The 13,303-nt window shown below is 56.7% G+C and carries 10 protein-coding genes; 5 read left to right on the forward strand and 5 right to left on the reverse strand.

Annotated features, from left to right (window positions below):
- Positions 1-11: 11 nt before the first annotated feature.
- The 5 genes from HMPREF9697_RS04015 to HMPREF9697_RS04035 all read right to left on the reverse strand — a co-directional run bounded on the left by HMPREF9697_RS04015 (position 12) and on the right by HMPREF9697_RS04035 (position 7,229).
- The gene (locus HMPREF9697_RS04015) at positions 12-1,586 is read right to left on the reverse strand and encodes an NAD-dependent epimerase/dehydratase family protein (protein WP_002715873.1); all 1,575 of its coding nucleotides are present in this window, start codon (positions 1,584-1,586) and stop codon (positions 12-14) included.
- 1,207 nt (positions 1,587-2,793) lie between these two features.
- On the reverse strand, positions 2,794-4,113 hold the full coding sequence (locus HMPREF9697_RS04020; RefSeq protein WP_002715874.1) for a UDP-glucose dehydrogenase family protein: 1,320 nt from the start codon (positions 4,111-4,113) through the stop codon (positions 2,794-2,796).
- A 51-nt stretch (positions 4,114-4,164) separates the two neighbouring features.
- Entirely contained in the window at positions 4,165-4,971 is an 807-nt protein-coding gene (locus HMPREF9697_RS04025; protein WP_002715875.1) for an FkbM family methyltransferase, read from the reverse strand.
- A 20-nt stretch (positions 4,972-4,991) separates the two neighbouring features.
- Complete coding sequence (locus HMPREF9697_RS04030; protein ID WP_002715876.1) at positions 4,992-6,425, reverse strand: mannose-1-phosphate guanylyltransferase/mannose-6-phosphate isomerase; 1,434 nt, start codon at positions 6,423-6,425, stop codon at positions 4,992-4,994.
- 45 nt (positions 6,426-6,470) lie between these two features.
- On the reverse strand, positions 6,471-7,229 hold the full coding sequence (locus HMPREF9697_RS04035; protein ID WP_002715877.1) for a sugar transferase: 759 nt from the start codon (positions 7,227-7,229) through the stop codon (positions 6,471-6,473).
- A gap of 429 nt (positions 7,230-7,658) precedes the next feature.
- On the opposite strand from HMPREF9697_RS04035, the gene HMPREF9697_RS04040 reads away from it, so the two are divergent.
- From HMPREF9697_RS04040 to HMPREF9697_RS04060, 5 genes are all read left to right on the forward strand, one after another.
- Positions 7,659-7,862, forward strand: coding sequence for a hypothetical protein (locus HMPREF9697_RS04040; RefSeq protein ID WP_244597863.1), 204 nt, complete (start codon positions 7,659-7,661; stop codon positions 7,860-7,862).
- A gap of 57 nt (positions 7,863-7,919) precedes the next feature.
- The gene (locus HMPREF9697_RS04045; RefSeq protein ID WP_040308111.1) at positions 7,920-8,657 is read left to right on the forward strand and encodes a metallophosphoesterase family protein; all 738 of its coding nucleotides are present in this window, start codon (positions 7,920-7,922) and stop codon (positions 8,655-8,657) included.
- A gap of 83 nt (positions 8,658-8,740) precedes the next feature.
- Complete coding sequence (locus HMPREF9697_RS04050) at positions 8,741-9,313, forward strand: polysaccharide biosynthesis/export family protein (RefSeq protein ID WP_002715882.1); 573 nt, start codon at positions 8,741-8,743, stop codon at positions 9,311-9,313.
- Between the two features lie 518 nt (positions 9,314-9,831).
- The gene (locus HMPREF9697_RS04055) at positions 9,832-10,983 is read left to right on the forward strand and encodes an outer membrane beta-barrel protein (RefSeq protein ID WP_244598001.1); all 1,152 of its coding nucleotides are present in this window, start codon (positions 9,832-9,834) and stop codon (positions 10,981-10,983) included.
- A gap of 34 nt (positions 10,984-11,017) precedes the next feature.
- Positions 11,018-13,285 carry a polysaccharide biosynthesis tyrosine autokinase gene (locus HMPREF9697_RS04060; RefSeq protein WP_002715884.1) on the forward strand — a complete coding sequence of 756 codons (2,268 nt, stop codon included), beginning with the start codon at positions 11,018-11,020 and terminating at the stop codon, positions 13,283-13,285.
- The last annotated feature ends 18 nt before the right edge of the window (positions 13,286-13,303 follow it).

Consider the following 13,303-nt stretch of genomic DNA (forward strand, 5'->3'; position numbering starts at 1 on the left):
GGCAACATCCCTTAAGCTGCAGCGGCTGGCCTCGGCCCGTGGCTGGGCGCGAGATGATCGATGCTCATATATTCGGTTTCCCAACCGGTGATCTTGAAGCTGCCGAAGCTCTGGCTACCGCATTCCTTCAAATAGAGGACGTTGCTGTAGGTCGGCAGGGAGTAATGCCCAACCTGGTTCGAACGCACGACCGCGATGACCTGCGCGATGCCACGTTCCAGCGTCCATGCCGGTTCGAAGCCGAGCTGGCTGCGGATCTTCTCAAACGACACGTGGTAGTTGCGCTTGTCGACCGCACCGTCATCGGAAACGATCGTGGCATCCGGCACCTGCGCCTTGATGAATGCCGCGAGCTGGCCGAGCGTATAGTTCTGAGCATCGCTGCCGACGTTGAAGACCTCGCCTGCAACGACTTCCACCGGAGCCATGAGCGTCGTCACAATAGCTCTTGCCACGTCGTCGACATGTACGAAGGGCCGCCACTGGTCTGGCCCGAAGACGGTGATAACGCCGTCGCGGATAGCCTTTGCACAAAGAAGGTTGGCTACGAGATCAAATCGCGTGCGACCGGAAATGCCATAAACCGTGGCGAAGCGTAGGCAGGTCACGGCGAAATCGTCGCTATGAAGTGAGCCGAGCAGAGCTTCGGAGGCGACCTTGCTACGGGCATAGAGCGACTGCGGATTGAAGTGAGACGTTTCGTCCACTGTCTCATCGCAGGCGCCGTAGACCGAACACGAACTCGCGAAGATGAAACGTTTCGCGCCGCATGCCTTGGCGATCTCGCCGACCAGTTTGGTCGCAGTCACATTGATGTCGACGGTGAGTTCCGGATCAACGGCACACGCCGGATCACCGACGAGACCGCCAAGGTGGATCACCACGCCCATGCCGCTCATCGCCCGCGTAAGGGCTTCAATGTGCCGAAAATCCTCCCGGATGACCGTCAGCCCTGGATGTCCGGCAACGCGTGCGAGTGGTTCATCGCCGTAATGCAGCGCGTCGAGAACGGTGACGTGTTTGCCAAGGCTCAGCAGCTTTTCAACGAGCGCGGAGCCAATATAGCCAGCGCCGCCGATCACCAAGATGCGCGACTCATCGGGATGTCGGAGCTCGGCAGGCAGAATGATTTCGTGGTCTTCCGAGCGCAGGACGAATGAGATGACGCGCGCAAGGCAGGCGAAGAGCGCTGCACCCGAGAAGGATGTCAACAAGAGCCGTGGGGTGAGACCCGAGGAGGACGGTGCGAATACATGAGCGATGATCGCAAGGATCAGCAGCACGAGATTGATCCGGATGATGCGGCTGATTTTTGTCGCAAGAGAATAGTCGTGCGGGCAGGTGTAGAGGCCCGAATCCGCATAAGCGATAAAGGTAAGAAGCGAGAAAATGCCAAGGAACGGGAAGATATGTTTTGATTGCTGGGTGAGAAGAGCGGCGTAACTGCGGTCTTCTATGAAGAGCCAGCCAATTAGAAATGCCGTCCATAATGAACCGGCGTCAGCTGCAATGCGTAGGACAGATCCGGTGGTAGGACGCAATGCGAGCAAAGGCTTGAAAGAAATCAATCGCTGCAACAAAGCCATACGCGTTACTCCAGACAAATGAACCGCTGGCGTTTACTCGAGACAGTCAGGCACTGGACATTGCGAGAGAACGAGTGGCCGGTGCGGATCACGATGAACGCAGCCGTTGTTCCTCTCCCAGCTGATTTTTTGTTGTTCTGATGTCTCTCTGCTGTTCCTGATGGGCCAGACAACCGGCTGGATAGGACTATAGCGCAGCCGCAAATGCTGACTCAGGACTAAACCGGATTACCACCGTGAGCGGCGTGCTCGGGCAACGAACGCGTGCGGGGTACTTACAAGTAGGTAGCTCGCGAGATGGCACTTGCGTGCGGCCCCTGATCGGGTGATCCGCGCTACTTCCACCGGAGCATGTTTGTTATTTACAAGAATCGAGAATCTCAGACAGGGAGGATTTTCGTCAGGTACGCCCCGACATTGATCTATACGACGGTGTTACCAGTCTCCGGGTCGATATCGCCCCTGATTGCATCCGCTGCCGAGAGCGCCGCTCGCCGCGTCATTGGGGATCGAAGATCGCATAGAACGGCCGGCAGAAGAGTTCATTTTGGAGGAGAGACCCAAGGAGTCGTGGCGAAGCTTGTCTGGCCTGTACGGCGCGGTTCGAGCAAGGGCGACGCACATGAATAGCCCTCTACCCGAAGACCTCCACCGGTCTCGAACCGCATTAAGTCCTCTACGAGCGTCAGCGCTGTGTTCCAGGTTTAGCGGATTGATCTGTGCTATCCCATGGGCAGACTTATTGTGAAGTTGAGCCAGAATGCCGTTTTAGACAGAACGCCGTCAAAGCAATCGAAGTCAGCTTGTCGGAACTGGGCGGCCGTCTCATCCAGTCTGCCGATCAAACGCAAATGTCGTTGTTATGCCGATGCTTGCAGCGATTTCTTGAGCACATCAATCCAGATTAAGGCCTAGACCTTATGGGATATTGGATTGAACCAAGCAAAATATCCTACATCATGACCGAGGCTGCCGATGCGGCTAGCGTCATACCCACGCGGTGGAAGCGCAACGCGCAACAGCGAAAGCCGCTTTAAAGGGCTTATCCAGAACGCTGGCTGCTGCTTCCAGAGAATGCCAAAAGCAAAGAAACGAAGCTATATTTATATTCCATAATATACCTTATGCGAATTATAGATGTGCTGCAGCGGGCGCGTTTGATGGTCACTCACGCTGCTCTGCCTGCTTCGTTGTCTGCCTAAGCGCTCTAATAACCTGCCGGCTGCGGCCGTCCGACGCCGCAATACAGAAGCCCGCTTTTGGTCACTTCATCCGGCGAATAGATGTTTCGTAGATCAACCACGACCGGCGTCGCCATGGTCGCCGACAGCGCCTTCAGATCGAGTGCCCGGAATTGCTCCCATTCCGTCACGATGACCAGCGCGTGGCACGCCTTGGCGCATTCGTATGGGCTGTCGCAGAACGTAACGTTGTCGAAGACCTTCCGTGCCTGGTCCATGCCGACCGGATCGAAAACGCGGATCTCGGCGCCCATGTCCTGCAAGGCTGTGATCAAGGGAATCGACGGCGCGTCGCGCATATCGTCGGTATTCGGCTTGAACGTGACGCCAAGTACCGCGACGGCTTTGCCACGTAGATTGCCGCCAAATGCATTGGCCACCTTGCGGGCCATTGCGCGTTTGCGCTGATCGTTAACGGTCACGACCGTCTCGATGATGCGGAGCGGCGCCTCATTGTCCTGCGCCGTCTTGATGAGCGCCATCGTATCCTTTGGAAAACACGATCCGCCGAAGCCCGGGCCAGCGTGGAGGAACTTCATGCCGATGCGATTGTCGAGCCCTATTCCGCGCGCCACATCTTGAACATTAGCTCCAACTTTTTCCGCCAAGTCAGCGATTTCATTGATAAAAGTGACCTTTGTGGCAAGGAAGGAATTCGCCGCGTATTTGGTGAGTTCGGCGGTACGCCGGTCAGTATAGAGAATCGGCGAGGTATTGAGGTGAAGCGGGCGGTAAACCTCGCCCATGACCTTCTTGGCGCGCTCATCGCTGGTGCCGATGACGATGCGATCCGGGTGCTTGAAATCGCGGATGGCGGCCCCTTCCCGCAGGAATTCCGGGTTTGAGACCACGGCGAATTCCGCATCGGGGCGCGCTTCGCGGATGATGGTTTCGACCTCATCGCCCGTCCCGACCGGCACCGTGGATTTCGTCACGATCACGGTGAATTTGTTTAGCGATGCTGCGATGTCTTTTGCCGCTGTATAGACGTAACTCAGGTCCGCGTGGCCGTCGCCCCGGCGCGACGGCGTGCCGACGGCGATAAAGATAACGTCCGCGTCCTTCGCAGCTTGCCCTATATCGCTGACGAAGCTCAGCCGGCCCTGCTTCCGGTTCTGCGCGACGAGTGCGTCGAGACCCGGCTCGAAGATGGGAATTTGACCGCTGTTGAGAGCGTCGACCTTGGCCGTGTCGGTATCGACGCACACGACCTGATGGCCGAAGTCGGAAAAGCACGCGCCGGACACCAGGCCGACATAGCCGGCGCCGATCATTGCGATACGCATTGAGAATTGCCCCGATATGATGGCCGCCCATGAGAGACGGCCTTGATGCTGTTAACGAATGGCGTTTTGCAGGATGGCCTGGCCGTTCATGCGGGAGGGAAAAAAGAAGAAGTTGTTGACGTAAGAACGTCCGTCCTTGCGGCCGCCGTCTGACAGAAGCGCCGAAGCGTTCTGGAGCCGAGTGGGATCGAACTCCTCGACGGGATGTATACGGTCGTCTTCGAGATAGAAGCCGTGATAGGCGCGCTCCTTGAAAAAATCGAAGACAGAGCTGGTAGCCATGTCGCGATGGCGATCCTCTGCCTCGACCAGGAAGATGGGCTGGCAGCGGTCGATCAGTCCGGACGCGCCGTAAAGGACGCGCAACTCATGACCTTCGACATCGACTTTGACGAATGCGACGTCGTCTTCGACCATTGAATCGAGCCGGGCCGTTCTGACGGGTCTTGAATGGCAGGAGGCCTCAGGCGTGTCCGTATTGCCATGTCGCTCGAGCGAGGCAAGACCATAGACCGGCCCATGATCGCCGTCCGGGATGAACAGCGCGGTATGCCCCGCCCGATCTGAGCATGCCATCTCGTGCACGACTGTATTCGATGCCGAGGTCCGCCGCAGCAGCGAAGCCATTTCGTGCGAGGGCTCGAACGCGTGAACGCGGTTGGATATTTTGGCGAGCTCACGCGTATAAAGCCCGCAGTTTGCGCCGACATCGACCGTGATTGAATTCGCTCCAATTATCTTGTGCAAATAAAGCAACTCGCGCTCGGCCGATTTCGGCCGCCGCGAGAAATGCCAGCGCAGCCATAGTTGCGGAAATGCGTCCTTGACGGCCCGCTTGGTTGCCTGAGTGACTTGCATGTTCGGCTTCCTTCACTGCCTCAGACACGCGCGTAAATATCTTGAACGCGCACGATGTCGTCTTCGCCGAGATAAGCGCCGGACTGCACCTCGATGAGGTTGAGCGGTACCTTCCCCGGATTTTCGAGCCGATGCATGCAGCCGAGCGGCACGAAAACCGACTCATTTTCCCGCAGCAGGATTTCCTCGTCGTCACGCGTCACGATCGCCGTGCCGTTGACGACGACCCAATGCTCGGCGCGATGATAGTGCTTCTGCAGTGAGAGCTTCGCGCCCGGATTGACGGTGATGCGCTTTACCTGAAACCGCTCACCGGCATGGATCGATTGATAATAACCCCACGGGCGATGTACGTTCGGTGTCTGCGTTGCCGATTGATGTCCGTTCGCCTTGAGTCGTTGGACGAGTTTTCCAACGTCCTGATCCCGGCCACGCGTGGTGACCAGCACCACATCCGGCGTCGCGGTGACAACGAGATTTTCGACGCCGAGTGCCGCGACGAGCGGCCCCTCCCCCCGCAGATAACACCCCTTGGAATCTTCCGAGACGACATCGCCGATTTCGACATTTTCGGCCGGGTTCTTCGCGGCGACGCTCCAGAGCGCCGACCAGCTTCCGATGTCGTTCCACTCGAAATCCGCGGCGACGACGGCACCCTGCTCCGTGTGTTCCATCACCGCATAGTCGATGGAGATTGAAGGCGCGCGGCCAAAGGCTGTTGCATCGAGGCGAAGGAAATCGAAGTCGGTCGTCGCGTCCGAGATCGCGTCACGGGCCGCGGCCAGAACTTCCGGTGCATGCGCTTGTAGTTCTTCAATCAACTGTTTTACCGGCAACAGGAAAATGCCGCTGTTCCATAGATACCTGTCATCCGCCAGATAGGCCTCGGCTGTTGCAGCGTCAGGCTTTTCAACGAAGCCTGATACCGCGTGAATCGCAGTGTCCCCTGAAAGTTCGTTGCCCGCACGGATGTATCCGAATCCGGTTGCCGGATGGGTCGGGCGCATCCCGAACAGCACGAGCTTGCCGGATTGCGCAGCCTGCCGTCCGGTCTGGACAGCCTGAAGAAAAGCTGCGCGATTGCCGATCCAGTGATCGACGGGAGTCGCAAGAATGATCGCATCTGGATTGCGCTCCATCGCGATCAACGCGGCGACGGCGACGGCCGGGGCGGTATTCCGTCCGACCGGCTCGAGAATGATTTTGGCGTTATCCACGCCGGCCTCGCGGAGCTGCTCGCCGATGACGAAACGATGCTCGGCGTTGGCAACCACGATGGGGCTTGCGAATACCGTGTTGTCCGAGGTCCGCAGCGCCGTCTGCTGCAGCAACGTCTTTTCGCCGAGCAGCGACAGAAGCTGCTTCGGATAAGCCTCTCGGGAGAGCGGCCATAGCCGTGAACCTGTGCCCCCCGACAAAAGTACAGGCACGATAAGTTTGTCTGTTGGCGTCATCGTCCGCCCCCCTTCTTGTTGCAACTGAGAATGTGAAAGGTTCGATCAGTAGCCGTTGCCGGAAATGAACTCGCGGCGCACCGTGCGCAGGATGATGGCTATGTCCATACGCAAAGACCATTTCTCGATGTATTCGAGGTCGTAATCGATCCGAGAGATCGCGTTATTCGCTTCCGCCGTGCTGCCGCGACACCCGCTGACCTGTGCAAGGCCGGTGATTCCGGGACGCGCGATATGGCGCTGGAAATAATAAGGCACCAGATCCTCATAGAGGACATTGGCGGCTAGCATGCCGGGCACATGCGGACGCGGGCCGACAAGCGACATGTCGCCCTTGATCACGTTGATGAGCTGGGGAATCTCGTCGAGGCTTGTTTTGCGCAGGATGCGCCCTACCCGTGTAACGCGTGGATCACCCTGCACGGTTTGTCTTATGCCTGTGCGATCCCCCGTATCCGTCCGCATCGAGCGGAACTTGTAAATCTTGAAGCGCCGGTTGCGGAAGCCGTAGCGGTACTGATGAAACAGGATCGGCCCCGGAGAGCTGACTTTGATTGCGATCGAGATCACAAGCAGCATCGGCGCGAAGAACAGCAATGCAAGGCCTGCCGCTGTAATGTCGAACGCACGTTTCGAAAGCGCCGCGGCAGGCTCTCTCCGCCATAATCTTGCCGAGTGTTTCTTCCGGTAGGCACCGTGGCCGACATACTCGACCGGGCGCGCAGAGATGTATCGTCTGTTCTTCCACAACGAAGCGACATTACTGTCTTGATCGTCGTAGCGGGCCGTGGCGGTCGAGACCATCGCTTTGGTTCTCCGTGGCTCTCATGGTTGCTCGCAGCTGCGAAGGTACGACAGTGCAAACGATCCGAAGCATCAACTTGGATTAAAAGTTTTCGTAACTTCTTGAGTAAATTACGGCGAACGATGTGATCGATCGTGACATCGTTGCGTCGCGACATAGGCAGCACCATGCATTGCGAAAATTTTGGTTTGATGAGAGCGCGTTACGCCAAATCCGAAATCGTTCCGTTGCAAAATTGGGCAGACGGCTATGCGCGCAGCGAAGCGCTGAAGATATTTTAAGATATTTTAAAGAACTCGCGCTGCGTGCAGCATCAACGCACGAACCGAAAGCACTTCGATGTCGAATGTTCTCGTTCACTGAAAGCTAATGAGCGCGATTTATCGTCGGATACGAGTGTCAAGCCCTTGAAAGCGACATCGAAAACGATGACAGGACTTCCAAAAGAGAAAGAAGCGGACGATTCGCTTTCATTTCCATCGGCAGCACGAGAGCCTGCGATGCTTTCTCACGAGATGGATGGGCCGCCTTTGAGCGAAGGGCGCGATCGAAGACTGCGCAATCAGTTGATCCTGGCGAACATCGCCGCCTGGATTGTGATTATTATTGCGGTTCGCTATTTCTTTTTCTGACTGCCGTTCGATGTGGCAGGCGATCTGCCTCTTTCGTATGCGCATTGGAACTCGTCAGTGATTCGTCAGCACGACCTGGTCGAGCCAAGATTTTCAAAACCCGCTCTTCCGCCCGGTACCCGAATTTATGCCGTTGGGGATATTCATGGTCGGGCCGATCTCCTGCACGATGTGATACAGCGGATCGAGAATGATGTTGCACGCCGCCCGATCGCACATGTTGTTGAGGTTTATATCGGCGATTACATCGATCGTGGTCCTCAATCGAAAAACGTGATCGAGACGTTGGCGTGGCGCGTTGCCCAAAGACGCGCCGTGTGTCTGCGTGGCAACCACGAAGCACTGCTGGAAGCATTTCTTGCGGATCCTGCCGGTCTTCATCCCTGGCTGTATGTTGGGGCGCGCTCGACGCTCGTATCATATGGGTTGTCAGACGTCGATCTGAATGCATCGGAGTTCCACGTTCATCGTCGTCTGCACGAGAATTTTCCGGAAGCGCATTATCTCTTTCTCGATTGTCTTCAAAACAGCTTCGCTTGCGGTGACTTTCTGTTCGTGCACGCGGGATTGCGACCCGGCATTCCGCTGGAGCAGCAATCCTCGCAAGACCTTTTCTGGATTCGTGAGGAATTTCTCAACTTCAGGCAAAGTCACGGTCCGCTTGTCGTCCACGGGCACACGCCTGTCCCTCATCCGGAATTGTTGCCAAACAGAATCAATATCGATACCGGCGCCTGGATGTCTGGTGTTCTCACCTGCATTGCCATCGAAGGCGCGAAGGTCATCGTGCTTTAGCGGAACAAAGCCTCACATGGTTTTGCCAAAATTTGCCCGATAAGTTGTCGACGTTCATTTCCTCAATGCTTCGGAGACAGATAATGAAGTTCCGCGTTTTGCTGCCGCGAATGACGTTGTTCGTGTTCGTCGCATTCGTGATTTCCGTTTTTGCGCTGAATAACGTCGTGAAAGCAGAAACATCATTCTCGCCATCAGGCCCCTATATCCTTGGCCCGAATGATAAAGTCCGCCTCAAGGTTTATGGCGAGCCGGATATCACCGGAGAATATGAAGTCGACGGTAACGGCAGAGTGTCGATTCCATTGGCAGGACGTGTTCAAGCCGCAGGCAAAACCACGAAGCAACTGGAAGGTGCCATTCGTGCAGCCCTCTCGAAGGGCATCGTGCGCGATCCGCGAGTCAATGTCGACGTTGCGACCTATCGTCCCTACTACATTTTGGGTGAAGTGAAGAACAGCGGCGAATATCCCTACAAGGTAGGCCTTACCATCATGGATGCAGTTGCCGCTGCCGGTGGATTCACCTATCGCGCCAACGAACAAAAAGTCTATCTGCGTCGTGCGGGTGTTGGCAGAGAAGAAGAGTATACGCTCAACGCACCGGTTCTTGTTTATCCCGGTGACAACATTCGTATCCCGGAGCGATATTTTTAACGCCCGCGTTGTCGTCGCAGGTATTGCCACGCGAGTTTCGTCGTGCGGCCATACTCTCGTCCCTTTGCCGTAATCTTCTTCCGCGCTGCGAAACTTTTCTGGCGTGGTGCGTTAGATACCGGATTGTCAAAGAGAGGACCTTTCTCATGACAAGTGGGGCTCTGACACAAACTCTTCACCAGTGACTGTATGATGACGTAGCGCCGCCCATAAGCATGGACGGTGATGTGTAGCGTGTTTCCCGCAAGGGATGAGTAATGAAATGTATCCAGCTAGGTTCGGTTTCAAATGCCTTTGGTGTTCGCGCATTGTTGGCGATCTCGGAAGATCGCACTATCTGCTTCGTCGCGACGGCAACGGCATTCTTTTTGCTGTTCGTTTCGCATGCGCATGCACAGGCCGTCCCACTCAACTTTGACGATGTGGCGCCGCCGTGGAATGCGCTTCAGGTATTCGAGTCGTCACCACTTCCGGATTTTCGCGATCCAAACAGCACCGATCCTATTCCGCCAGAGGATATGCCGGTGAAAAAGAGACAGCAGCCAGGCTATGAGCCTGTCGGCATCCGCTATGGCTCCTGGATGTTCAATCCAGCGATCATCAGCGGCGGGTTCTTCGACAGCAACGTATTTTCGTCAAACACGACCAAGAATTCGGATTTCGCGGCTGTCGTCGAGCCAACGCTGCGTGCCCATACGTTATGGGAACGGCATGGCATCGACCTCAAACTCGATGCGCAGTCGCTGATCTACAGCCAGTTCTCGAGCCTTAACCAAAATAATATCAGCTTGAAGGGGAACGGGTGGTATGATGTCGCCCGCGACCTCAAGGTGCTGGGGAGCTTTCAGATCGCCCATCTGAACGAAGGCGTCGGAACGCTCAGCTCGCCGGTCAACGCGGTCGCGCCAACGCCATACGATTTGTTCTCAGGCGACGTCGCTGTTCGCAAGGAATTCAACCGGCTGGCGGCCTCAATCGGCATGGGCGTCAAATCCTACGACTATCAGTCGACACGCGCGCAGGACGGCAGCATCATCAATCAGGATGGACGCGACGGTCAGATTTACACTGTTCACGGCCGACTCGATTATGCGTTCTCGCCATTTCTCGGCTGGTTTGCCGCGGTCGAAGGCAACGAGCGTCAGATCCGCGGCACGCCCGGCCATACACTTGATTCCGATGGCTATCGTGCGCTCTCTGGCATCACGCTTGGACGCGCGAATTTGCTGAGCGGTGAGATCGGCGGTGGCTATGTCAGCCAGCGGTTCGACGACCCCACCATTGGCACCATCTCCGGGCCGTCTTATCACGCAAGCCTGCTTTGGCGCCCCACTCGCTTGCTCGACATCCATGCGAAGGCTGAACAACTCGTCACGGAAACGTCCGACACCAGCTCCAGTGGTGTTCTGGCCAATGCGTTTCAGGTCGGCGCCGATTACGAGCTAATGCGAAATGTCGTGATATCGCTGGCCGGAGGATATGAGAACGATCGATTCTTCGGTCAGGTACGAAAAGACAAAGTCATGTCGACCGATGCGCGTGTGAAATACATGCTGAACCGCTTCGCTTCGGTGTCGATCTATCATCGTTACACCGACCGAAAAAGCGACATTCCGGCGTTCAGCTACGAGAAACATCTGGTGGGGATCAATGTTACAGCGCAATTCTGAAGAGCTCGTAGCTCCCCGGATGGAGCAAATCGGAATGACTGTCGAGGACGCGGCAGGCCCAACGGTCGATATTCGCGAGATCGGGCGCATTCTTCGCCGGCGTGGACGCGTCATTGGTTATGTTGCGGTGTCGGTTATAGCTGTTGCCCTACTTTACATATTGCTCGCGACCACGCGTTATACCGCGACGTCCACGGTTGTCATCGATCCGCGTCATGCGAACGTCACAGACACGACGCAGCCCGTTCTTTCGAGTTATGGAACTGACGACGCGACGATCGAGAGTCAGGCGTTGCTTATTCAGTCGGTTGCTACGCTCCAACGTGTGGTCGACAGGCTTAAATTGACCGAGGATGATGAATTCTTTCCCCAGCCGGGATTTCTCGATCCGATCAAGCGCATCATCAGCAGTCTGTTTAGCAGCGAAAGTAGCGAAGCGGCGCCGGACGACGCTGCGCAGACTGTTTCTGTTGGCCTCGTGCAAAAGCAGCTTAAGGTTGTGCGCCAGGGAACGACATTTCTCGTCGATATCAATATGAGTTCGAAGTCGCCCCGCAAGGCGGCCATGATCGCGAATGCCATTGCGGATACCTATCTGGAGGAACAAGTTCGCGCAAAGTTCGACGTCACCCGAACCGCTGCGAAGTGGTTGAACGGGCAATTGGATTCATTGAAGGCCCGCGTTGTCGCGTCTGAGAAGGCAGTCGAAGATTTCCGTGCTGCCAACAACCTTGCCGTCTCCCAAGGCGTTACCCTCAACGATCAGCAGATCACCGATCTGAACAACAAGCTGATCTCGGCGCGCGCCGAGACGGCCGAGGCGCGTGCGAAATTCGAGCAGGTGCAGCAGCTTGCCAAATCTGGCGGCGATCCCGGCGGTATCAATGCCGCGATCTCGTCCGACATCATCACCAAGCTGCGAACGCAGTATGCCGATATCGCCAAGAACGAAGCAGATCTGACGAGTAAGTATGGCCCGCGTCATCCGCTGGTGGCAAGCGTGCATGCGCAGCTCAAGGACACCCAGCGCCTCATCGATCAAGAGATCAAACGCATCCTGCAAAGCACTGCGCATGATTACGATGTGGCGAAATCGCGCGAGAAGTCGCTGCAGAACAGCCTCGATCAACTACAGAACGTCTCGAGCGAATCCGGTCAGGCTCAGGTTCGCCTTCATGAGTTGCAGCGCGAGGCCGAGGCCAACCGCACGCTTTATGAATCCTATCTGGCCCGTGCGAAAGAGACGTCTTCTCAGGAAAGCCTGGAGATGCCGGATTCGCGGATTGTCACGAAGGCTTCCATCCCGCTCAAGCCTTCGTCGCCTAAGACGCTGCTGATTCTGGGGCTCGCCATCGTTCTCGGAGGTGGCGGCGGGTTGGTGCTGGCGCTGTTACTTGACTACCTCGATAGCCGCATCAAGACGCTGGAACAAGCTGAGGCGATATCCGGCGTGCCGGCGCTGGCTGCTCTGCCACGCATCGGTGCACGCGAACTTGCAAGCCGCGCCAAGCGAGGGCGTTTCGACCTTCAGGGATACGACCCGAAGATTATGCGGCTTTTGCCACCTTCCCTCCAGCCTCCCTTGATGCGCTATGCCATCGAGGAACCAGGAACGTTCTTTGCCGAAGCCATCCGCGCGGCACGGCTATCCATTCAGCGCGTGCTGCGGACACAATCCGCGAAAGTCGTTCTCGTCAGCTCCGCACTCGATAGCGAAGGTAAGACGACATTTGCCTCGAATCTCGCTCTGTCGTTCGCATCCCTCGGTGTCAAAACGCTTCTGATCGATGGAGACCTGCGCAACCCCGGATTGACACGCGCCGTGAGCCCACGAGCGAACGCCGGCCTGATGCAGGTTGCGACTGGCGAAATACCGCTTGAGCGGGCGATCCTGTTCGATCGCAGCTCAGGGCTGTCGATTTTGCCCGCCACTGTTTGCGACAACGACAACATCATCACCGAACTGATGTTTTCCGAAGAGATCGCGTCGGTAATCGACCGGCTGCGTGTCCACTACGAACTTATCATCATCGACTCGCCGCCGCTGATTCCGCTTGTCGATGGGCGCGCTCTTGCGGAGCTGGCTGATCGAATCGTGTTGGCGCTGGCGTGGGACCAGACGCCAAAAGAAATTCTCACTCACATGATGGAGCTCCTTGAGCCGGTCTCGGATCGAATTCTTGGAACGGTTCTCACGCAGGTTGATCTCAGCCGCCTGCGTTTCTACGATTACTATCGAAGCTCGGCCTATCTGAAGCCCTATGTCGCATCCGCGGCGGCTGCCGGAAGGGCGGTCCGTTGAAGCCGCGCGCCACGGCAT

It is taken from the genome of Afipia felis ATCC 53690, from assembly GCF_000314735.2.
GTDB classification, from domain to species: domain Bacteria; phylum Pseudomonadota; class Alphaproteobacteria; order Rhizobiales; family Xanthobacteraceae; genus Afipia; species Afipia felis.

Coding starts and splice junctions, on each gene's coding strand:
- HMPREF9697_RS04015 (WP_002715873.1), bottom strand. CDS start 1,586: ATGGCTTTGTTGCAGCGATTGATTTCTTTCAAGCCTTTGCTCGCATTG.
- HMPREF9697_RS04020 (WP_002715874.1), bottom strand. CDS start 4,113: ATGCGTATCGCAATGATCGGCGCCGGCTATGTCGGCCTGGTGTCCGGC.
- HMPREF9697_RS04025 (WP_002715875.1), bottom strand. CDS start 4,971: ATGCAAGTCACTCAGGCAACCAAGCGGGCCGTCAAGGACGCATTTCCG.
- HMPREF9697_RS04030 (WP_002715876.1), bottom strand. CDS start 6,425: ATGACGCCAACAGACAAACTTATCGTGCCTGTACTTTTGTCGGGGGGC.
- HMPREF9697_RS04035 (WP_002715877.1), bottom strand. CDS start 7,229: ATGGTCTCGACCGCCACGGCCCGCTACGACGATCAAGACAGTAATGTC.
- HMPREF9697_RS04040 (WP_244597863.1), top strand. CDS start 7,659: ATGACAGGACTTCCAAAAGAGAAAGAAGCGGACGATTCGCTTTCATTT.
- HMPREF9697_RS04050 (WP_002715882.1), top strand. CDS start 8,741: ATGAAGTTCCGCGTTTTGCTGCCGCGAATGACGTTGTTCGTGTTCGTC.
- HMPREF9697_RS04055 (WP_244598001.1), top strand. CDS start 9,832: ATGCCGGTGAAAAAGAGACAGCAGCCAGGCTATGAGCCTGTCGGCATC.
- HMPREF9697_RS04060 (WP_002715884.1), top strand. CDS start 11,018: ATGACTGTCGAGGACGCGGCAGGCCCAACGGTCGATATTCGCGAGATC.